The 21,299-nt window shown below is 54.3% G+C and carries 17 protein-coding genes; 11 read left to right on the plus strand and 6 right to left on the minus strand.

Features of this window, described 5'->3' with window-relative positions:
• The 4 genes from ACWIZX_RS07430 to ACWIZX_RS07445 form a co-directional block, all read left to right on the plus strand.
• Positions 1-1,014 (plus strand): hypothetical protein (locus ACWIZX_RS07430; RefSeq protein ID WP_448335318.1); only part of this gene is annotated, 1,014 nt, incomplete at its 5' end.
• Between the two features lie 159 nt (positions 1,015-1,173).
• Positions 1,174-1,926, plus strand: coding sequence for a PHP domain-containing protein (locus ACWIZX_RS07435; RefSeq protein WP_448335319.1), 753 nt, complete (start codon positions 1,174-1,176; stop codon positions 1,924-1,926).
• Between the two features lie 220 nt (positions 1,927-2,146).
• A complete protein-coding gene (locus ACWIZX_RS07440) occupies positions 2,147-3,637 on the plus strand; it encodes a diguanylate cyclase (protein ID WP_448335320.1) in 1,491 nt (496 codons plus the stop codon).
• Positions 3,638-3,697: 60 nt separating this feature from the next.
• Positions 3,698-4,207, plus strand: coding sequence for a phosphoribosyltransferase (locus tag ACWIZX_RS07445; RefSeq protein WP_061913974.1), 510 nt, complete (start codon positions 3,698-3,700; stop codon positions 4,205-4,207).
• On the opposite strand, the gene ACWIZX_RS07450 is transcribed toward ACWIZX_RS07445, so the two are convergent.
• From ACWIZX_RS07450 to wecC, 3 genes are read right to left on the minus strand one after another with little or no spacing between them, the layout of a single operon-like run.
• Positions 4,202-5,224 carry a glycosyltransferase family 4 protein gene (locus ACWIZX_RS07450; RefSeq protein WP_448335321.1) on the minus strand — a complete coding sequence of 341 codons (1,023 nt, stop codon included), beginning with the start codon at positions 5,222-5,224 and terminating at the stop codon, positions 4,202-4,204. The two genes, ACWIZX_RS07445 and ACWIZX_RS07450, sit on opposite strands and share 6 nt — an antisense overlap.
• Complete coding sequence (gene wecB, locus ACWIZX_RS07455; protein ID WP_448335351.1) at positions 5,221-6,354, minus strand: non-hydrolyzing UDP-N-acetylglucosamine 2-epimerase; 1,134 nt, start codon at positions 6,352-6,354, stop codon at positions 5,221-5,223. The genes ACWIZX_RS07450 and wecB overlap by 4 nt, the downstream gene beginning before the upstream one ends.
• Before the next feature lie 8 nt (positions 6,355-6,362).
• Positions 6,363-7,643 carry a UDP-N-acetyl-D-mannosamine dehydrogenase gene (wecC, locus tag ACWIZX_RS07460; protein WP_448335322.1) on the minus strand — a complete coding sequence of 427 codons (1,281 nt, stop codon included), beginning with the start codon at positions 7,641-7,643 and terminating at the stop codon, positions 6,363-6,365.
• 104 nt (positions 7,644-7,747) lie between these two features.
• Here wecC and murJ point away from each other — a divergent pair, with 104 nt between their 5' ends.
• Both murJ and ACWIZX_RS07470 read left to right on the plus strand, forming a co-directional pair.
• On the plus strand, positions 7,748-9,364 hold the full coding sequence (gene murJ, locus ACWIZX_RS07465; RefSeq protein WP_448335323.1) for a murein biosynthesis integral membrane protein MurJ: 1,617 nt from the start codon (positions 7,748-7,750) through the stop codon (positions 9,362-9,364).
• Between the two features lie 38 nt (positions 9,365-9,402).
• On the plus strand, positions 9,403-10,146 hold the full coding sequence (locus ACWIZX_RS07470) for a SagB/ThcOx family dehydrogenase (RefSeq protein ID WP_322791674.1): 744 nt from the start codon (positions 9,403-9,405) through the stop codon (positions 10,144-10,146).
• A gap of 7 nt (positions 10,147-10,153) precedes the next feature.
• Here the strand turns inward: ACWIZX_RS07470 and ACWIZX_RS07475 are convergent, their stop codons facing one another.
• From ACWIZX_RS07475 to ACWIZX_RS07485, 3 genes are all read right to left on the minus strand, one after another.
• Positions 10,154-12,484: a tetratricopeptide repeat protein gene (locus ACWIZX_RS07475; protein WP_448335324.1), complete on the minus strand. Its 2,331-nt coding sequence runs from the start codon at positions 12,482-12,484 to the stop codon at positions 10,154-10,156.
• A gap of 116 nt (positions 12,485-12,600) precedes the next feature.
• A complete protein-coding gene (gene polA / locus ACWIZX_RS07480) occupies positions 12,601-15,381 on the minus strand; it encodes a DNA polymerase I (RefSeq protein ID WP_448335325.1) in 2,781 nt (926 codons plus the stop codon).
• Positions 15,382-15,423: 42 nt separating this feature from the next.
• A complete protein-coding gene (locus ACWIZX_RS07485) occupies positions 15,424-16,926 on the minus strand; it encodes a transposase (protein ID WP_448335326.1) in 1,503 nt (500 codons plus the stop codon).
• A gap of 162 nt (positions 16,927-17,088) precedes the next feature.
• On the opposite strand from ACWIZX_RS07485, the gene ACWIZX_RS07490 reads away from it, so the two are divergent.
• The 5 genes from ACWIZX_RS07490 to ACWIZX_RS07510 are packed head-to-tail and all read left to right on the plus strand — an operon-like array spanning position 17,089 to position 21,218.
• The gene (locus ACWIZX_RS07490) at positions 17,089-17,790 is read left to right on the plus strand and encodes a rhomboid family intramembrane serine protease (RefSeq protein WP_322791678.1); all 702 of its coding nucleotides are present in this window, start codon (positions 17,089-17,091) and stop codon (positions 17,788-17,790) included.
• 30 nt (positions 17,791-17,820) lie between these two features.
• Positions 17,821-18,669 (plus strand): SDH family Clp fold serine proteinase, encoded by an 849-nt coding sequence (locus ACWIZX_RS07495; RefSeq protein WP_322791679.1) that lies wholly within the window; start codon positions 17,821-17,823, stop codon positions 18,667-18,669.
• 42 nt (positions 18,670-18,711) lie between these two features.
• The gene (locus tag ACWIZX_RS07500; RefSeq protein ID WP_448335327.1) at positions 18,712-19,617 is read left to right on the plus strand and encodes a helix-hairpin-helix domain-containing protein; all 906 of its coding nucleotides are present in this window, start codon (positions 18,712-18,714) and stop codon (positions 19,615-19,617) included.
• 13 nt (positions 19,618-19,630) lie between these two features.
• Positions 19,631-20,527, plus strand: a complete 897-nt coding sequence (locus tag ACWIZX_RS07505; RefSeq protein WP_448335328.1) for a hypothetical protein — start codon at positions 19,631-19,633, stop codon at positions 20,525-20,527.
• Positions 20,528-20,546: 19 nt separating this feature from the next.
• On the plus strand, positions 20,547-21,218 hold the full coding sequence (locus tag ACWIZX_RS07510) for a hypothetical protein (RefSeq protein WP_448335329.1): 672 nt from the start codon (positions 20,547-20,549) through the stop codon (positions 21,216-21,218).
• Positions 21,219-21,299 lie beyond the last annotated feature (81 nt).

Consider the following 21,299-nt stretch of genomic DNA (forward strand, 5'->3'; position numbering starts at 1 on the left):
AAAATTGGAAGAAATGTATATTACGGCGGTTACAGTCTGGAAAGCATGGCCGGTTCCAGCGTGAACACCGACACCTTTGTGGGTGTGTATCAGGCAATCTTAAACGGAGAAATAAAGCGCAATCTAAGGGCTTCGGCTGCAGCACTGGAAATTAATGGCAGCATCGGTGGGGATGCAGTGGTGGATGTTTCTTCACCCGAAAGTGGTGATACCGCCATGTGGTTTATGCCCATGCAGCCAGGTTTACCACCTGCGATTCGGCCAGGTTTGCGCATCTCTTCTCAGGCTGTCATCGGGGGAGACTTGAAGTACACCAGCCCCACCGATCAATCTTCAGCCATTCAGGGCCGGCCGGCGGGCCAGATTATCTACCAGACCCCTGTTCCGGCACAAACCGATCAAAAGCCCTCCCCTTCCCAACCACCGCGCGGCATTTTTGCCCTGCCAGTTGTTAAAGCGATTGTCAATCTCTTGCGTAATCTGATTACATTGTTAATTCTCGGTGGTCTGGTGTTGTGGTTGCTGCCCAATTTCTTCCAGCGCACGGTGGACGAAGCCAACCGTCAACCACTGGCTTCCACTGGGGTAGGTTTGCTGGGCTTATTGGGCGGCTACGCCGGGGCTCTCCTTGCCGGCGCAGTGATTTTCGGCGTGGGTATCCTGCTCAGCCTGATTACCCTGGGAGGGTTGAGTAACGCCATATTCGGGATTGGCTTTTCAAGCCTGGCAGTTTTTACAGCCGCCTTCACCCTGCTGGTAGCCTATGGCAGTAAACTGGTCGCATCATTTTGGGTCGGTCAGTTACTGGTACGCCAGATTGCACCGCAGGCACAAAATCCCCGCTTGTGGGCATTGCTGGCCGGTGTGCTGATCTATGTTATGCTGCGTGCCATCCCAATTTTGGGCTGGGTTATTGGCTTGCTCGCCACCCTGCTTGGTTTGGGAGCGCTGTGGTATGCATTCCAATCTTATCGAAAGCCGCTACCTGCTTTAGCAGAGCAAACACCTGCCTGAAAACACACCCTGTTTCATGGAATGGTGGGCGGATTGACCGGTATGTGAGTCAATCCGCTTTTTTACAGGATAACAACCAGTTCTTAAACCGCTTTTGAACCGTTCTTAATCTTCCTGTCTGATAATACGCTTGGGAATCAATCCAATCAGCGAGGATTTATGGGACAGGCAGATTTGCACATTCACACCATTTACAGTTATGACGGCACTGCTACTCTTGAAGCAGTGCTGAAACATGCCCACCGTGCCGGATTGGATGTCATCGCCATCACCGATCATGATGAGATACGCGGTGCACTGCGTGCAGAAGAACTCGGCTATCAATATGAGTTGGGGGTCATCCCTGGCATTGAGGTATCCACTGCCGAAGGGCATTTGCTGACCCTGTTTGTGCGCACCCTCATCCCCGCCGGCCAATCCTTAATCGAAACACTACAACGCGTTTATGAAGCAGGCGGATTGGCGATTGCCGCTCATCCGCTGGCGTTAGGCGCGCACAGCTTGAACGAAACCGCCATCCGCCGTGCCCTGGAAACACCCATCGGTCAGCAGACCCTGCTGGGAGTTGAAACCCTGAACGCAAGTTTGTTTTACCGGGGCAGCAATTTGCGGGCAGCACGATTAGCTCAGCGGGTAGGGCTTGCCACAGTTGGATGCAGTGATTCACATGTTGGTTGGAACATTGGCCATGCCCGCACACTCTTTCGGGGAAACACACCCCAGGATCTGCGCTATGCACTGCTGCAGAAACAAACCCGGGCAGTCTACGCCCACCCACGCCGCACTCCCCTGTTTTTTGCAGATCACCTGCTGCGTTCTGCGCTGCGCCGCATGGGTTGGGTCAGCACCTGGTCAGACACCGCCCGCTCACCGGCGTTGAGACGCATGGAACGCGTCCATGCTGAGATCTAACGAAAATTTTAATATTCAAACAGATGTATTGCTGGCTGGATTTGGGTATAATGAATATAGTTAATTCATTATCACCCTTTCTTCGCTGCGCGTCGGTATTGCATAGGGGAGGTAATCATCGAAACCGATGGCAGATTCCAGCACAACGAACGATTCACCCGCTCAAAACCCGAAACAAGCGAGAAAACCGCGTCTTAATCAACCGTCCTCTCGGTGGGGAATGGTTTACCAGAATTCACGACAAAGCCGACGCTCCCGATATCTGCTGCGCCTTAACCGGCAGTTACGCCGGCAACTGTCCCTGCTGCGTAATGGGAACGGTAATGCCACCGAAACAGATCTGATTTTCCGGCAAAACTTTCTTTCACTGCCCGATCCAATTCTCATCTGGCGCAAAGACGAGCAGGGGGTTGTCCGCCTGATGATGTTCAATCAGGCTGCCATGGAAATGTCCCTGGGGCGGATTAAGGACTTCACCGGCATATCGGTTGATGATTTCTTTTCTCATGAGCCACATGTAGCCGAAATCATTCATCAGGTTTTCCGCACCGGCAAGCCCAAGCGAATTGAAACGCCCAGCCGGCTGCGCACCACCGGTGAAGAGAAATGGATTCAGGCGGATTATGTCCCTGTTTCCCGGCGCTATTTGTTGAACATTATTCGCGATATCACCCATCAAAAATTAAAACAGCAAGCCGAGGAAGAACAACGCTCCAAAATTGAATTGCTGCGTCAGGCAATGACCGCCTTCACCTCGGTGCTGAACCTGCGTCAGGTCCTCTCTCAGGTGATGGAGTACCTGAAAATGCTCATCCCTTACGACCGTGCCTTTTTGTACCTGCTGGATAAGGACGAACTGGAAATTGCTGCTGCAGCCGGTTTCAGCAATAACGATGATTATCTCGGCAGGCGCATCCCTGCCCGCAACCCGCAATTTGAGGCGATTAACCGCAATCGTTATCCGCTCTATTTAGATGACGCCGAAACCTACCGCCCCTTTCAGGAATTGGAGGATTTGAACTGCGGCAAGGCCTGGCTTGGAATTCCAATGCTCGGTCATGGACAGGTAATCGGCTATTTGAGCATTTACAATTCCAACAGCGGTATCTATGGGGGTAACGAAGCCGAACTGGGGCAAACCTTTGCCAGTCAGGCCGCCATTGCCATTGAAAATGCGCGGCTCTTTCAGCAGGTTCAGCAATACGCCATCACCGACGGGCTGACCGGCTTTTACAACCGCCGCTATTTCTATGAACTGGCCGAGATCGAAATGCGCCGATCCCAGCGTTATGGCAGCGACCTGTCATTAATCCTGATTGATATTGACCTCTTCAAAAATGTCAACGATCGGCTAGGACACACGGCCGGCGATCAGGTCTTGATTCATCTCAGTCAATGTTTGCGATCCCAAATCCGCGCCAGTGACAGTATCGGTCGTTACGGCGGTGAAGAATTTGTGATTCTGCTGCCGGAAACCAATGCAAAAAATGCAGTGGAAGTTGCTGAACGACTGCGCAGGTCCGCCGAGGAGTGCGTCACTGATATTGGTCATACCAAAGTACACATTACCATCAGCCTGGGGGTGGCGCAGATGGACGAGGACTGCCAGAGCGTTGATGAGCTTTTCCATCGCGCCGACCGCGCCCTGTATTTGGCCAAGCAAAACGGACGCAATCGAGTTTGTATCTGGCAGGCCTATTTGCGGGAATAACCTGCTATAATATATTTTTAATCATAGAATATTGCCAACCTGCCAAAGGAATCTCTTTTCATGCGCCGTGAAGTGTTGACCTGGAACGACGTTGACAAACTGATTGACCATCTTATCCCCCAGTTTGAAGTGGAATTTGACGCCATGGTGATGATCACCCATGGCGGAATTATTCCCGGTGGAATGCTGGCGGAAGCGCTCAAGTTGAGCATCATCCTGACTGCTTCGGTGGACTTTCCGGCCGAAATGGAACAGGAACACGATAAAGAAAAAACGCGCTGGCTGGCCTGGCCGAAATTTTTACAGTTCCCGGAAAACAATTTGCTGCGCGGCAGACGTATCCTGGTCGTAGATGATGTTTGGGGTTCCGGGCGAACGATTACCGCGGTTAAAAACCGCATTACCGCTGCAGCTGGCGTCCCCTACACCTGTGTTTTGCACTTCAACCCGTACCGCAATCTTTTCGGCACTGCCCGTCCCGATTATTACGCCGCCATCACCGATGCCTACATTGTCTATCCGTGGGAAATTGCGCGCGGCACGCAGAATCTCTTACTGCGTGATTTATAGCAGCACCTGCCGATAAGCGGTACACATTTGATCAAGATCGAAATATTCTTCTGCTATCCGCCGGGCAATCGAACGAAACCGCATGGGTTCCCGGAGGATTTCTAAAACGGCATCCGCCAACGGCTCAAAACGCGGTAATTCAGCACGCCATGGGTTGTTTCCATATTCCACCACCCGGCCGCTATCCCCCACCACCAGTTCGGGAAGCGCGCCGGTTGCAAAGGCTGCCACGGGAGTGCCGCAGGCCAGCGCTTCAATCACCGAATTGGGACAGGCGGCATGAAGATCGGTGGAAAGAAAAAGATGCGCCTGCCGGTTCAAGCCCGGAATTTGTGCGGGTGGAACAACCCCCGTTAAGCGGATTCTTAAATTCGGGTAGGTTTGCACCAACCGGCTGGCATGGGTCTGGTTCACCTCCCCGGTAATGACCACCTCCACCGGTAAATTGACCTTTTGTTGAAGGGCAGCCCCAAAACCTGCCGCAATTTCCAATCCGATTTCGAATCCGCCTTTCAGATGGCCTTCCACCACCTGCACTCTGACCCGATCGATCGGTGGACTTTCCTCCCCGTGGGGAGAAAATTCCGCCAAATCCACCCCGTTCCAGATGACCGTATTTTTAACCGGCGTCTTTCCAAATGTCTGCTCCCACCAGCGGTGAGCAAAGTGGCTCTGATACACTACAAAATCCGCCAGAAAGCGGCGGGTAAAAGCCAGCAGCAAATTGCCGGCTTCCGCCCGTAAATAATGCCGCCAGCCGGTTTTCCGGTAGCGGTGTATCCAGTTGATGCCATTCAAGCGCTGCACGACCCGAACGCCGCGGCGGCGCGCCTGCAAAATGGGTAGAATGTGACGGGTGCCCGCAATGATCAAAATTGCCCGTGTATCGCTGCGCTGCGGGTCATGGTGAACCTCAACCCCCAGGCGAGCCATGCCGGCTTTGAAGCGGGCGGAAAAAGAAGCCGGGCCGGCCAGTGCCTGAATCTGGGGGAGCAGACAGATGCTGCCGCTGCTCATCTGCCTCCCGGCTCTTTAAAATTCTGCACGGCTGCCACAATTCGCTCGGCAGCATGTCCATCGCCGAAGGGGTTTTCGGCGCTGACCATCGCCCGGTAGGCGTTTTCATCCTCTAACAGCTGGCTGGCCTCACGGACAATTTTTTCCGGATTCCAGCCGACCAGTTTCAACACCCCCGCCTCCACTCCTTCGGGGCGTTCGGTTGTATTCCGCAGCACCAGCGTGGGTTTTCCTAAACCGGTGGCTTCTTCCTGAATGCCTCCGGAATCGGTCAGCACCAGACGGGCAGCCTGCAGCAGATGCACCATCGTCAGGTATTCCAGCGGCGGCAGCAGGGCAATGTTCGGAACACCGCTGAGCAGGCGGTAGACCGGTTCCTGCACATTTGGGTTCAAGTGAACGGGGTAAATGATCTGGATTTCCTTGCTGTAGCGCATTGCCAGTTGTTTGAGGGCGTGGCAAATTGCCTCCAACGGCTCGCCAAAGTTCTCACGCCGGTGAGCGGTCACCAGCAGCAATTGTTTCCCGTCCTCACCAATTTGATATTGTTCCAGCAGCTGGCGTGCCTTCGCCGGCATTGGACGCCGCACAATCTGGTTAAGGGCATCAATCACCGGATTCCCGGTAACCACAATCCGCCAATCCTCAACGCCCTCTCTGAGCAGGTTTTCACGGCTGTGGCGGGTTGGGGCAAGGTGCAGATCCGCAACCACGCTGGCAACCCGGCGATTGACTTCTTCGGGGAAGGGCTGCCAGCGGTCGCCGGAACGCAAACCGGCTTCGACATGCCCAACCTTAATCCGTTGATAATAACCCAGCAGCGCCGCAGCCATCACAGTGGTGGTATCACCCTGTACCAGCATCCAGTCCGGCTGGAGATCGCGTAACACCGGGTCCAGGTGCGTGAAAATGGCGGCGGTCAACTGGGCCAGCGTTTGATTTGGCTGCATCAGGTTCAGATCGTAATCGGGTTGAATATTGAACAATTCCAGCACCTGATCCAGCATCTGGCGGTGCTGAGCGGTGACAATCACCCGTGATTCAATTTCAGGCGCGTTTGCCAGCGCCTGAACCACCGGCGCCATTTTAACCGCCTCCGGACGGGTGCCAAAAATGGAAACAACCCGCAATTTTCGACTCATTGGGTCTTCCCCACCCCCAAGCGGAAGACCCGAAAACCGGCTTGCTGCCACTCCTGCGCCTTCCAGCCATTGACGGTATCCAGAACCATCTTTGCCGCGGTCATCCTCGCCACTTCCTGCGGATTCAGGTTTTTGAACTGGTCGTGAGCGACCAGCAAAATCAGCAATTCAGCTTCTTCTATGGCGGTCTGTAAAGAGTTCGTGCTGGCCACACCGTTGAAAGCATAATTGGTTTTGTACGGCTCAAAAGCCCGAACCTGTGCCCCGGCTGACTGCAGCAAATGCACCACCTCAACCGCCGGACTCTCGCGCAAATCGTCCACATTGGGCTTATAAGCCAGTCCCAGCGCAGCAATCCGCCGTCCGCTCAGGTCGCCCAGAATTTGCCGCGCCAGTTGCACCACAAAACGCGGCTGGTCGTCGTTGACTTTGCGGGCGGTTCGAATCAGCGGAGTTAAATCCGGGGCAGCCTCCACCAAAAACCATGGGTCCACACTGATGCAATGTCCGCCAACGCCAGGGCCGGGCGAAAGAATGTTGACGCGCGGATGGCGGTTGGCCAGCCGAATGGCATCCCATACGTCCACACCAAAGCGATCCGCCAGGCGGGAAAACTCATTGGCTATGGCGATGTTGACATCGCGGTAGGTATTCTCCATCAGTTTGACCATTTCGGCAGTGGTGGCATCGGTGAGAATAATTTCCCCGCGCACAAAGATGGAATACAAATCCCGCCCAGCCTGCGCAGATTCGGGGTTAACGCCGCCGATGATGCGCGCGTTTTCGATTAATTCGCGTAAGATTTGGCCGGGCAGCACACGTTCCGGGGAATAAGCAAGATAAAAATCCTCCCCGGCTTTCAATCCGCTTTTTTCCAGAATCGGCGCTACCAGATTAACCGTAGTCAAAGGCGGCGAGGTTGACTCAAGGATGACCAGATTGCCCTTGCGCAGGTGCGGGACAATTGCCTCACTGGCAGACTGGACAGCGCGCATGTCTGCCCGCTTGTCTTCATAAAATGGTGTCGGCACGGCGATAATAAACGCATCCGCCGGTTGTGGCTGCTGGGCAACGATCAAATTACCGGAACGCAGCGCCGCCTGCACCAGCGTTCGCAGGCCGGGTTCGTAAAGATGCAGATGACCGTTTTGCAGTCCGTTGACAATCTGGGGATTGACATCCACCCCCACCACTTTCAATCCATGCGTTGCGAATGTACTGGCTGTCGGCAAGCCGATATAGCCCAAACCTAAAACGCAGATCGTTTGAAATTTCACGCGGGCTCCTTGAGGATTGCAGATGTTGTTCGAAATTATATCCCAAACCCTCCCAAACCGGCTTAAATCCTTCCGAAACCCGGCTTGAAAGTATAATTGGAGAGATGTCCACCGTCCCCGATCCTGCACCGCCCCGTTCAGCTGTTCGACAAATTGCCCGGGCTGCCGGCACCGTCATGGCAGCCTTTGTATTGACCCAATTGCTGGGGCTGGCGCGCACCATTCTGGTTTACCGCGCCTTTGGCATCAGCGCTGACCTGGATTCATTTAACGCTGCCAACCGGGTGACTGAAATGTTGTTTAACCTGATGGCAAGCGGAGCTTTGGGTTCGGCTTTTATCCCCACTTTTACCGGCCTGCTGGCCCGCGATCAACGCCAAACCGCCTGGAAACTGGCTTCAGCAGTAGCCAACCTGCTGTTCATCTTATTGACACTGATTGCAGTACTGGTTTTCTTCTTTGCCCCGCAGGTGGTACGACAGGGTCTGTTCATCCTCGCGCCGGATCTGTCCATCGGGCAGGAACAAACCACCATTGTTTTACTGCGCTGGCTGCTGCCCACCGTCATCCTCTTCGGCTTGAGCGGGCTGGTGATGGGCATCCTCAATGCTCATCAAAAATTCTGGCTGCCTGCCATTGCCCCGGCCATGTACTCACTGGGTCAAATCGGAGGGGTGTTGCTTCTGCCTCAGGAATGGGGCATTTACCGGCTGGCTGTTGGCGCTTTGGTCGGCTCAGCCCTCCATCTGGGTGTGCAACTTCCTCAATTGTTGCGGTTGAACGGCCGCTACATCCCCACCCTCGGCATCCGCATGGCTGAAGTGCGGGAAGTGGCCCGCCTGATGGGGCCGCGGGTGTTAGGGGTTGCCGTGGTGCAAATCAATTTCATCGTCAACACCATCATCGGGCTCAGCCTGCCGGAGGGCAGCGTTTCATCCCTGACCCTGGCTTTCACACTCATGCTCATGCCCCAAGCTGCCATTGCCCAGTCGGTTGCAATTGCCGCCATGCCAACTTTTTCTGCGCAGGCTGCGCTGGGAAAACTGGATGAAATGCGCACCTCACTTTCTGAAAGCCTGCGGGGAGTGTTGTTGCTTGCCGTGCCAGCCGCATTGGGTTTAATTACCGTGCGCATCCCGTTGGTGCGCTGGTTGTATGAAGGGGGTGAATTTACCCCGCGTTCAACTGAAATGGTCGCCTGGGCGCTGCTTTGGTACGCATTGGGACTGGTATTCCATTCACTTCTGGAAATCATCGTGCGCGCTTTTTACGCCCTGCATGATACCCGCACCCCGGTCAGTGTAACTGCCGGGGCAATGACGCTCAATATCGTGTTCAGCCTGACCTTTCCAGCATGGTTTGAGCGCTTTGGATGGATGCCGCATGGTGGGCTGGCGTTGGCCAATTCACTGGCTACCTTTTTGGAATGTAGTTTGTTGTTGTTTTTGCTGCAACGCCGCCTTGGAGGGTTACAGGGCAGCAAATTGCTGGCTGGGACAAAGATTGCTGTGTTGGGCGGCCTGGCAATGATGCTGCTGGTAACACTCTGGTTAAAATTTCACCCGCCGCTGGGAGACAGCCTGATCGTCCTCAGCTCGGTTGGAATTGGCGGCGTGGTTTATGCTGCCATGCTGTGGATTCAGCGCACCCCCGAGTTGTTTTTTATGTGGGGCAGCTTAATCCGACGCGCCCGTCAGATTTTTGAAACCAGAACCGGTTAGAAATGACCCCCAAACCCCATTTGACAAGGAGGAAACCCATGACTGAATCGATCGGTAAAACTTTCTGGCAGAACACCAAACCGGCCTTTGTGCCTCAATCCCCACAAAGTCGGGGCGAACCGCAGCCGCCACTCGAACTGCCCTACGACCCCACTGCCAGGTTGATTCCATTGATAAACCCAGACCGGCTTTCTCTCCCTTCCGCTTCGCTTTGGGATGTAATGGCCAAAAGAACAACCCTGCGTCGTTACAGCAGCCAATCTCTGACACTGAACGAGCTTTCAGCTCTGTTGTGGTTCACCCAGGGTGTCAAAGAAGTCACCAACCGGCCGGTGACCTTGCGAACCGTGCCGTCTGCCGGCGCACGTCATGCTTTTGAAACCTACCTGCTGGTCAACCGCGTGGAAGATCTGCAGCCGGGAATTTACCGATACATCGCGCTGGAACACGCCCTGCTGGGCTTGAACTTTGAAGGGGATGTCAACGAACAGCTGACTCAGGCCTGCTTCAACCAGCGTCAGGTAGCAACCAGCGCGGTGACCTTCTTCTGGGCAGCGGTCGTGGAACGCATGCAGTGGCGCTATCCGGAACGCGGATACCGTTACCTGCTGCTGGACGCCGGTCACATCTGCCAGAATCTGTATCTGGCAGCCGAAGGTTTGGGCTGCGGCGTGTGTGCAATTGCGGCTTATGATGATGATGCGGTCAATGCGGCGCTGGGGCTGGATGGCGAAGCCATCTTTGTGGCTTATGCCGCCTCGCTCGGTAAACGGATGAGCTAGCCCGCCGTTATCCTCCTGCCCTGCGCAATCTTTCCAGCACAGCCTCATAAGCCTGCCGGTTTGGCGGATTCAGGTGGATGATTTCCTGAACGGTAAGAATGGAAGCTTCGTAATTGCCTGATTCAGCATAATGTTCCGCCAGCGTATCCAGTTCAGAAATGGCCTCAGCAATTTGCTGAGAGCGTTTGTATAAATCCGCCAGCCGGCGGTGTAATTCAAACTTCTCCGGCTGTTCAAACAAAATTCCTTTGACGAATTGAATGGCCGCTTCGTGCTGGTGCAGCCCTTCAAGAATACTGATGAAATTATCCACTTCGAGGTAAGCCGCCTTGTCCTGACCAACCTGAAAATTCAAAACCACAATACGGGTTCTCAGGGTTGGGTCATTGGGCTGGAGGGAACGCATTTGTTCATAAAAACGGAGTGCCTGACGCCATTCCAGACGCTGCATGTCAATCTCCGCCAGATAGCCAAGCAGCTGGTAAGCCCACTGCCGGCTGCGGCGGGATTGCTGTGCCAGCTTCAATGCATCCAGATAAGTCTGACGGGCGGTATCCAGATCAGCCAGCTGATTGTAAAAATCAGCGATCTCTAAATACTGCTTGAGCGCATCATCTATCCGTCCCTGTTCGGTGAGCATGCGCAGCAGCTTTTTTCGGGTGTTAATATCCGCCGGAGAAAGTTGAATGATTCTCTCCAAAATCTGAATGGCCTGACCGGCCTCCCCGCGCACGTTGTAGAGATCGGCTACCAGTTGATACTTGGCAATGGCTTCCTGAATCTGACCGCTGGCCACCAGCAATTCAGCAATCTGAACGTGCAGCGGCAGGTAGGTAGGCGCAAAATCTATGGCGTAATGCGCTTCTTCCAGGGCGGTACGATACTTGCCCTGCTGCATAAAATCCCGAATTCTTCCGATGGCTTCGATTACCTCTGAACTGCGCGATTCCAACAGCAGACTTGCCAGCGGAGAAGGGGGTGACTGAGGTGAAGGCGGAGGTAGCTGCTCGCGCACCTTTGCCAGAAATTCGCGCCAGTCGGCGCGCAAAAGTTGATCGGCAATCGTATCGCACAGGGTTTTTAAGCTCTGGATATCACTCATCTGAGCCTGTGCCTCAATGATCGGCTCGTAAATCTGGCGCAGTTCTTCCCGCTGCTCCAGCGCAACCGTTTCAGCATCCGCCAGACGCAACGCCTGAAGATACGCCGTGGCAGCCTCTTTGTAATTATCGGTACGGTAGTAAATTTTGGCTAACAGCAGGTAAGAAGCCAGCGAAAATTCGGGATGTTTGACCGCCTTGAGCAAAATGGGCAAGGCTTTTTGAGGCTGTTTTTCTGCCAGCAGCATCCCCAAATCAAAATACAGGGCTGGATGAGAAAAGCCCAAGTCATAGGCGCGTTCCAGTTCTTCGGCTGCCTGTTTTTCCTGTCCCATCGTTTGCGATTCAATTGCCTGTCCGATGTGCAGCAAAACACGGGTGCGGGTGGACGGATCCAGCACCAATTCCCCCGTTCCACGCATCAAGGCGTTGATTCCACGCCGTGAAGAGGAAGTCTCCGCGCCGGAAAACTCCTCCGGGGTATCAAACAGCAATTCTGCCAGTTGAATTAACGCCCGCTGGCGGGTTTCGGCAATTGGATCCATCGAAGGGGGTTGATTGGTTTGTTGAGGGGCTTCCAGTTGTTTGACCTCTGCCATCCGCATCGGTCCTGTCCCGCCGCGGGGGCGCAGCGGTTTGGGCATTGGCTGACCGGTTTTCAACATCTGGAATGCCTGTGTTGCTTCGGCACTGCCGGGTATCAATTTCAGGGCATACAACACAATTTGTTGGGCTTTTTGAATATCCCCCGCATGCTGCATCAGACTTGCACAGGCTATCAGTTCTGAAACAGCCTCAGCTTTCTTGCCTAAGCGCTCGTAAATCAACGCCAGCCGCGAATGGGCCGTAAAAATTTCGGGGTTGAGGCTGAGCACCCTTTGCCAGCCTTCTATGGATTTTTCCACATCCCTGGCTTTGAGGTGAAGTTCAGCAGCCTGCATGCCGGCACGGATAGCCTCATTCAATCTCCCCTGCCGTTCGAAAATCCGCGCCATCTTTTCAGCCGGAATTGGATCTTCGGGGTTAATCAGCGCAACCCGTTTATAGACTTGAAGGGCTTCGTCAAAATCCTGCAATTCAAACAACGCCAACCCTAAATTGCTCAGCGCGGCAGGATGATCCGGATACTCCTCCAGAGCCGCTCGATAATAGCGGGCTGCCTGCTCCCATTCCTGATCCCAGGCCGCCGAATGCCCCTTGTTCATGGCTTCATCAAATCGTTTCTGGTCGCCAGCCATGTTCCTCCGATTTATTCCCTCAATGGTTTATTTCTCAATTACTTTAACCGATTGACAGCCAAAACGCAAAGAAATTCGGATAACAATTCCGCAAGGTGACTTGCCGGGCGTCAACCTCACGGCAACACCTCCAGTGAACCCCAGTTATGCCCCCAGCGGGCTTCGGTCACCAGCGGGATGGAGAGAGGGTAGGCATTTTCCATTACTCCGCGTACCACCTGCACGGTCTCATCCCTTTCGTTTTCCGGCACTTCCAGCACCAGTTCATCGTGTACCTGCAGTAACATGCGCGCTCCCAGACCCGCTTCTTTCAAGGCCGGCGGCAGGCGTACCATTGCCAGCTTCATGATGTCGGCAGCCGTTCCCTGAACCGGCGCGTTGATCGCCTCCCGCTCCTCCCGCGCCCGCAGGGCCGGATTGGCATTGCTCTTCAGATTGGGAAAATAACGCCGCCTTCCCAACAGAGTTTCCACATATCCCTGACGAGCTGCCTGACGGCGCAGACCGTCCAAAAAGGCTTTTACGCCGGGGAATTGCTGAAAGTAAGCTTTGACAAAGTTTTCCGCTTCTGCCAGAGTGAGGCCGGTGGAACGATGCAGCCCAAAAGCACTCATGCCATAAATCAAACCAAAGTTAATTGCCTTGGCGTGACGGCGCTGCTCTTTGGTGACCTGTTCAAGTTCAACCCCATAAATAGCCGCCGCCGTAGCCGCGTGAATATCCAACCCGGCGCGAAAAGCCGCCAGCATGGCTTCATCCTGTGCCATGTGGGCCACAATTCTCAATTCAATCTGCGAATAGTCCACAGACAGCAAGCGGTAGCCCGGCGCTGCGATGAAAGCATTGCGTACCAGCCGCCCGGTTTCGGTACGGGTGGGAATATTTTGCAAATTCGGGTCAGAAGAGGCCAATCGCCCGGTAACCGAGCCGGTTTGATTGTAAGAAGTGTGCACCCGCCCGGTTCGGGGATTAATTTGCTGCGGCAGGGCATCCACATAAGTGGATTTAAGCTTGGACAGCTCGCGGTATTCCAGAATTTTTTCCACTACCGGATGCTGATCGCGCAGTTCTTCCAGCACACCGGCAGAAGTCGAAAAATGTCCGGAGGTGGTCTTCTTGCGCCGATCCGGCGGTTCCAGTTTGAGGGTTTCAAACAACACTTTGGATAGCTGCTGGGTGGAATTGAGGTTGAATGAATACCCCACCACCTGGAAAATATCCTTCTCAATTTGAAACAAACGGCTGGTCAACTCATGCGACATTTGTTGCAGGAATGGCACATCCAGCATGACCCCATTGCGCTCCATCATCCCCAGCACCGGCACAAGCGGCATTTCAATTTCCTCGAATAAACGGACGGCATTGACCTGTTCGAGCCGTTCGCGCAGTAAAGGCATCAACCGCAGGCAGATTTCCGCATCAGCGGCAGCGTAGGCTGCAACCGATGAAACCGGTACACGATCCATCGTCAACTGATTTTTTCCCTTGCCGATCAGTTCTTCGATGTGGGTCATTTGCACACCAAGATAGGTTTCAGCCAGTTCTTTCAGCCCCAAATTGTAACTATCCGGTTGCACCAGCCAGGCAGCAATCATCGTGTCAAAAGTCAGCGGCGCAACCGAAACCCCCTGATTCTCCAGCACCAGTGCATCGTATTTCAGGTTGTGACCGATTTTGGCAACCTGCGAAGAGGTCAACACCGGATGTAACGCCTTCAAAACCTCTTCGGCGGGCAGCTGCTCCTCGCCGGTACGATGCCCCACCGGCAGGTAGTAACCCTGTCCGGCTTCAAAGGCCAGTGAAAGGCCAACCAGTTCTGCCCGCATCGGGTCGGTGGAGGTAGTTTCGGTATCCAGCGAAAGGACAGGCACGTTTTCAAGTTTTCGGCAAAGTTCTGCCAGCGCTTCGCGGGTTTGAACGGTAATCCACGCACCATCCTGCGGCGGAGGTTCTCCAATCCTGACCAGCGGTTCACCAAACAGCAATAACTGCTGCCCGGCTGAGGGGGCAGGAACAACCCGGCTTTCCAGTTTTTTAAGGCGCGGCAGCAGAGAACGAAACTCCAACTGCTGGAAGAACCCTTCCACCCCAGCCACATTGATCTGGCCTGTGCGCGCCTTTTCCAGGGAGAGCATTACCGGCAGGTCGGTACGAATGGTTGCCAGTTGCCGGCTCAGGTAAGCTTTATCACGGTCTTTTTCCAGTAACGTTCGCACCCGGGTGGGAATCTGATCCAGATGGGCGTAAATGTCATCGAGATTGGCGTACTGCTGCAACAGGGTGATCGCGGTTTTTTCTCCAATTCCGCCAACCCCGGGGATGTTATCCGACTTATCCCCCACCAGCGCTTTGTAATCCACCACCTGTTCCGGGCGTATGCCCAGCGTTTCGATGACTTCTTTCACACCGAAATCGCGGGCCTCAGAAAGTTTGCTGCCGGCCAGATTGACGATGACCCGATCATTGACCAGTTGCAGCAAATCCCGATCACCGGTGATAATTTTGACCCCCAGACCGTTTTCCGCCGCCTGACGGGCAATACTGCCCAAAACATCATCCGCCTCATAACCCTCAGCCTCGAGGCGGGGAAAGCCAAACACATCCACCATTTCGCGAATCCGCTCAATTTGCGGGCGCAAATCGTCCGGCATTTTTGCGCGGGTGGCTTTGTATTCGGCATAGAGGTCGTTTCGGAAGGTGGCTCCGGTATCGAAGGCAACCGCCAGATATTCGGGATTTTCCTGTTCCAGCAAACGCAGCAAAACACTGGCAAAACCATAAATTCCGGCCGTCGGTTCGCCGCTGCTGGTGGTCAATTGTTGACCTGAAAGGGTAATTGCAAAGTAGGTGCGGTAGGCTAAAGCATGTCCATCAATCAAATAAAGAATGGGCGGCATCGGGTTTCACCTGAAAGATGATTTAAGCAAACAAGCAACCATTCATGCGGAGAGAAATCCCTGTCGGCGGCGGGTGCGGATGATAAAGTCCTCAATCAGCCAGGTTTCCGGGGCATTTCGGCTGCGCAGGATCAGATGAGCAGAAGCCCAAAAATTGCCTTTGCCCGCCAGATCGGGAATGCACTTTGCCAGATGAATGGCGCTTTGATCTCTCACAATTCGCACCACATGCCCGGGAGATACCGCCGGCGGCAGGTTAACCGTCCACATCCAATAACGCGGCTCAACATCCAGCGATTCCAGCGTGTACCCCAGTGTAGCACAAAAATCCGGCATCCAACGGCGCAGTTCCTCGCCGATTTCCCCTTCCAGAGTTGCCTGCGGAGAACGGGGCAGTAAAATGCAAGTGTAGGACTGGCGTACCTCGCCGGTAAATTCTTCTCCACGGGGAGGTAGTTGCGTCTTTCGACTGGGGCGGGTCTCTTCCAGGGCTGTCGGGCTTTCGGCAAACGACGGCTCTGCTTTTACGGACGCCTGAGGTGACAGCGCGTTCGCTTCTGCTTCAAACGAAGATAAGAAATCACTCTCCGGCTGCCAGTCTTGCGAAGAGGGCACTTTTTCATCTTCCAGCGGGTCAGGCGGAGGGAGAATACCCAACAAATCATCCAGTCGGACCTGCTCAAATTCGGTAAGAGGTTCACCCTCCTCAAGTGAACCATCCTCCGCTGCTTGAGCCAGTTCTTCCTCATCTAGAGCTGGTAAAACCAGTTCTCCAGAGGACGCCCGGTTATTCTTCAAGAATTCTGGCGGCAGGTCATTCCAGCGGTCAACAAACCACTGACTCACACGGCGCGCTTCCCGCAGGGAGGTGTGCGCATCAAACAGCAGCCCCAGGGGCGCACCTTCCGAAAGCAGGGTTGCGTAAAGCAGCACATCCCGATTGGCAATGTGCGGACGGAAGTAGCGTACCAGGTCTGTGCGCCGTTCATTTTGCCAGAACCGCCCTAAAACCAACCCGGCTTCCCGCAAGTCCTCGTTTTCGAGATTTCCCACCAGCAAAGGCGGTTGAGCCTGCCGCAAAATGATCACCCCCAGCGCATTCGATTCCTTCAACCAATCCGATAACAACTGCTGTGGCTGTGCAGGTAAGGGAGATTCGGGCAAGGTAGGCGAGAGGGATGCAGATGAGTCGCTCTGATTCCCTTGCAAGGCCGCCAGCAAATCCGGCAGGTAAAACGGCTTGATCAGCACAGTTTCCGGACGAAGCAGCCCCACAATTGGATGAAGGCGGTCGTTATCGGGCGGGAAGATGATCAAGCGGGAGGGCTGTACCTCCTGCACCAGTTGCAGCCACTCCTGTTGAATGTCCTCGCCCGCATCCAGATCTACCACCAGCGCCTCAAACCCCTTTTCCTCAAGCATCTGACGGACTTGCTCAACCTGGCCGGCGGCAGCAACCTGCCCGAAACCGCTGCCCTTCAGACTGTTCAACAGCAGGGTTCGGAAAGGCTCATGAATGCTGAATACCAGCACTTTTCCGTCCATACTTTAAAGTCTATCACGTGCAGGAATGGGATACAAGCCAATTTTTGCCCGGTCATGTCGAGTCATCATGCTTTGTCTGTTGCAATCCTCATGCCGGTTTGAGTATTCCGGTTTGCAATCCTGTTCTAATGAGGCTATACTAAAGATGACATCGGAGGAGATATGTTTCCACTCAAAGATACCATTCGCTCCAGGTCACTCCCCATCATGACCTGGCTCATCATTCTGGTGAATACTTTCGTTTTCGTATTTATCGAATTGAATCTGAATCCCTTTCAACTGGAACGTTTCATTCGCACCTTTGGGCTGCTGGGCAGCCGCATCCAAATAGAAAATCCGCTGACATGGTATCCTCTCCTGACCCATATGTTCCTGCACGGTGGATGGGTGCATTTTCTCAGCAATATGTGGACGCTGTTCATCTTCGGGGATAATGTCGAAGACCGGATGGGGTCTTTCCGCTTTCTTGTGTTTTATGTGTTCGGCGGCGTTGCTGCTGGAATGCTGCAGCTGCTGCTGGGCGCCCCAAACATTCCCTCGATTGGCGCATCCGGGGCAATTGCAGCAGTGTTGGGAGCCTACTTCCTGTTTTTCCCGCGTGCTCAGGTCATCACGTTCGTGCCGGTCTTTTTTCTGCCATGGTTTGTCAACATCCCGGCCGTCATCTATCTTGGATTCTGGTTCGTTTCCCAGTTATTCTCTGGCCTGGTATCCCTTGCACTGCCGGCCGGCATGAGCATGGGCGGAATTGCCTGGTGGGCGCACATTGGCGGATTTTTATTCGGCTTGCTGCTCGCCTTGCCATTCAGCGCTTCTAATCGTACCAGAGTCTATTGGTACCGCGACGAATATTACCCATGGTAACCCAACTTTGAAACTCAAAAGGGAGGCCTTATGGACCTGATCAATCTTCTCTGGCTCTTTCTCATCATTTCCAGTCTGGTGCCGCTTTTCCGGCAAAAAATCATTGAAGCCGACCGCCTGCGTTTGATGAGAACGATAGAAACCAAACGCGGCTCACGCGTCATCGCCCTCATTCACCGCCAGGAAAGCATGAGTTTTCTGGGTTTTCCGGTTGCCCGCTACATTGATATTCAGGATTCGGAACAGGTGCTGCGCGCCATCAAACTGACCGATCCAAAACTGCCGATTGACATTATCCTCCACACCCCCGGCGGCCTGGTACTGGCTGCCGAACAGATTGCCAATGCGCTTGCCCGTCATGAAGGCAAGGTAACGGTCATGGTGCCGCATTACGCCATGTCCGGTGGGACAATGATTGCGCTGGCGGCCGATGAAATCCTCATGGATGAAAACGCCGTCCTCGGCCCGGTGGATCCGCAAATTGGCAACTTTCCCGCGGCTTCCATTTTGCAAGTGGTGGCCGAAAAAGACCGCAATCGGATTGACGATGAAACCCTGATTCTGGCGGATATCTCGCGGAAAGCCATTGAGCAGGTCAAAGCTACCATTCGCAGAATCGCCTCGGCAAATTACCCGGTAGAGAAAGCCGAATTTCTGGCAGAGGAACTGGCAACCGGCAAGTGGACGCATGATTACCCGATTACGGTGGACGAAGCCCGCCAGTTAGGCCTGAACGTCAAAACCGAGCTGCCGGAAGAGATCTACCAGCTGATGAATCTGTACCCGCAAACCCAGCAGCGCCGTCCATCCGTTGAATACATCCCCTTACCTTATCCCGCCCGCCCGGCCCTGCCGGCGCGTAAAACCAAAAGCGAGTAAAACCGGTCTTGAAAGTTCTTGTTGTTTAGAAAAGGAGGAAATATGAACACGGAAAATGGCGCAGTCGAAGTTAACCGTGCCACGGTTGAGGAGTTGGCTTCCGTGCCGGGGATTGGCCCGGCGCTGGCCGAACGGATTGTGGCTGCCCGCCCCTTCACTTCATTGGATGACTTAACGCGGGTGAGCGGAATTGGGCCGGCCTCGCTGGAAAGGATCAGGCCCTTCTTGAAAATTGAACTGGCAGATTTCTCCCAGGCAGAAGAACCCGCTTCACCCCCTGACGAGTCAATACCGGCTGCGGCTACCGCCCAGGACCAGGAAGAATCTGAGTTAATCCTGCCGGAAGGTTCCCCAGCCGAACCCGAATCTGCCATGGCGGAAGACGACGGTAAGGCTCACACTCAAACCTTGCAGGCCGCCCCGCTTGCTGCTGAAACCTCTGCAGCCGTTGAATCTCAACCGGCCCCAACCCCGCCACCTGCCGGGCAGCCCCTCAAAAGCGGCGAAAAATGGGCGCGGCGTGAAGATTTGTTGTGGACAGGGGTAGGGGTGGCTGTGATCACCCTGATCCTCTCGCTCATCTTCACCCTGGGCACGCTGGCGCTGATTAATCAGACCCTGACGTATGCACCTGCCGCAGAAGCACAGGCGCTTTCCGCGCGGCTGGATGCGCTTAATAATCGCATCCGCCTGCTGGAAGGAGATGTGGACAACTTACGCAGCCGCGTACAAACCATTGAAGCGCTCGGCGGACGGGTGACCACACTCGAAAGAGGACAGCAATCCCTGAGTGAGGAATTGAAATCCGCCCAAAGTGAACTGGATGACCTTCAGCAGCAAACTGCGGTATTTCAGACCCAAATTGAAGAACTGCAGAAGCGCAGCAATGTGTTCCAGAACTTTTTAGATGGCTTGCGTCGTTTGTTGAACGTGGGCGAAACCCCTTAGACAGGAGAATGCCATGAGTAACTCACAACCCCCGCTTTCTGCCGGTGAACGATTTTCGATAGCTGTGGGTGCATTTTTTCGGGCTTTGCTGCGGTTGATTATCGTGATTTTGGCAGGCGTTATCCTGGCCGGACTTTTGTATATGGGTTTCGTCCTGATTTATCAGCAGGCAATCCTGCCGGCCCGGGAGAATGCCGCCCGGTTGAGCCTGCTGGAAACCCAGCAGGCCGCTCAAATGGATCAGCTCAGCCAGCGCATGGAAAAACTCCAACAGCAGGTTACGGAATTAGGCAACGAGATGATCGTGCTTCAGGATGAATTTGCCGCTTTGAAACGCGATCAGGAAATGGTGCAGTCCACCCAGCAGGCTTACCCCCTGCAGCTCAAACGGTTGGATGAACTGGAGAAAAAACTGGCTCAAGTCCAAAAAATTGGCCAGGATGCGCTTCAACTGGCAGAAGAAAATCAGAAAACCATTGCCAGCGGAGAACTGCTGGCCGGATTGGAATATCAGTTAACCGTCCTGAAATCCGCTCTGCTCATTCAGCGGGCGCGCGTGTATCTCGGTCAGGCCAATTTAGGGCTGGCGCGCGATGAAATTCGTGCAGCCCGGATTTTGCTGATCGAATTGCAACAAACCGCCAGCGAAGAACAGAAAGCAGAACTGGCTGCATGGCTTGGCAGACTGGATTCGGCACTGGTAAACCTGCCCGACCGTCCGGTCATGGCAGCCAGTGATTTACAGACAGCGGAAAACCTGATTCTGCTGCCGCCCATGCTAGAAGAGACACCGATTGCACCCCTGGCCGTTGAGGAAACCCAGCAAATCACTTCTACGGGTGTTTTGATCAGCACCCCAACCCCTGCCGGTACCCTGGCCTTGACCCCCACCCCTTCCCCAACACCCTAATTGAACGGAGCAACCTTTCATGGAAAACGAAAAAATACCCGTCCCTGAGGTAACACCGCCCAACCAAGCAGAAGAATCCACCCCAAGCGGTGAAACTCTGCGAGAAGAAACTCAACCCCAACCGGAAGCAGTCGAAGAAGAAGCAGCCCTTTCTACCGATAAAAAACCGACCCCGGCCTGGCTGCGCAAGAGCCTGATCTGGTTGGCAATTGTGCTGGTATCCCTGCTCGTCGGTTTTGGGCTGGCGTACTTCCTGCTCTATCTGCCTGCAGAACAGGCGCGGATAGAAGCCAGTCAACAGGTTTTGCTCCTGAATGAGCAAATCGCCACGTTAGAAGCCGACCTGGATCAGGCTCGTAAGCAATTGCAGACAACCCAAGACGAACTGGAGCAGACTGCCGGCGAATTAAAAGTCCTCCAGTATTCCGCTGCATTGACCGCGCTGCAACATAATGTGACCTACGCCCGCCTGGCGCTGGTAACCAAAGACCTGCTGACTGCCCGGCAGGAATTGAGCTCCGCCAATACCAACCTCAAAAAATTGATTCCCATGATTGGGGATAAAGACATCGAAACCGCCCTGACCGAACGACTGGCTGCGGTGCGTTCAAGCATGACCAGTGATCCCGAAAAAAGTCTGGAAGAATTGAGAATACTGGCGGAAAATCTTTCAAGACTGGAAAAACCATAAGACTGCCGCGCCCGCTGACGCTCGCACAAAAAGAAATGTTTTCGTCATTCTGAGCGAAGCAAGGCTTGCCAGCACTGATAA

The sequence above is a fragment of the Bellilinea sp. genome, assembly GCF_053501535.1.

Excerpts from the sequence above, each read along its gene's own strand:
- ACWIZX_RS07450 (WP_448335321.1), bottom strand. The coding sequence starts at position 5,224 with ATGAGCAGCGGCAGCATCTGTCTGCTCCCCCAGATTCAGGCACTGGCC.
- murJ (WP_448335323.1), top strand. The coding sequence starts at position 7,748 with ATGTCCACCGTCCCCGATCCTGCACCGCCCCGTTCAGCTGTTCGACAA.
- ACWIZX_RS07505 (WP_448335328.1), top strand. The coding sequence starts at position 19,631 with ATGAGTAACTCACAACCCCCGCTTTCTGCCGGTGAACGATTTTCGATA.
- polA (WP_448335325.1), bottom strand. The coding sequence starts at position 15,381 with ATGCCGCCCATTCTTTATTTGATTGATGGACATGCTTTAGCCTACCGC.
- ACWIZX_RS07440 (WP_448335320.1), top strand. The coding sequence starts at position 2,147 with ATGGTTTACCAGAATTCACGACAAAGCCGACGCTCCCGATATCTGCTG.
- ACWIZX_RS07485 (WP_448335326.1), bottom strand. The coding sequence starts at position 16,926 with ATGGACGGAAAAGTGCTGGTATTCAGCATTCATGAGCCTTTCCGAACC.
- ACWIZX_RS07435 (WP_448335319.1), top strand. The coding sequence starts at position 1,174 with ATGGGACAGGCAGATTTGCACATTCACACCATTTACAGTTATGACGGC.
- ACWIZX_RS07445 (WP_061913974.1), top strand. The coding sequence starts at position 3,698 with ATGCGCCGTGAAGTGTTGACCTGGAACGACGTTGACAAACTGATTGAC.
- ACWIZX_RS07510 (WP_448335329.1), top strand. The coding sequence starts at position 20,547 with ATGGAAAACGAAAAAATACCCGTCCCTGAGGTAACACCGCCCAACCAA.
- ACWIZX_RS07490 (WP_322791678.1), top strand. The coding sequence starts at position 17,089 with ATGTTTCCACTCAAAGATACCATTCGCTCCAGGTCACTCCCCATCATG.
- ACWIZX_RS07470 (WP_322791674.1), top strand. The coding sequence starts at position 9,403 with ATGACTGAATCGATCGGTAAAACTTTCTGGCAGAACACCAAACCGGCC.
- ACWIZX_RS07475 (WP_448335324.1), bottom strand. The coding sequence starts at position 12,484 with ATGGCTGGCGACCAGAAACGATTTGATGAAGCCATGAACAAGGGGCAT.
- ACWIZX_RS07495 (WP_322791679.1), top strand. The coding sequence starts at position 17,821 with ATGGACCTGATCAATCTTCTCTGGCTCTTTCTCATCATTTCCAGTCTG.
- ACWIZX_RS07500 (WP_448335327.1), top strand. The coding sequence starts at position 18,712 with ATGAACACGGAAAATGGCGCAGTCGAAGTTAACCGTGCCACGGTTGAG.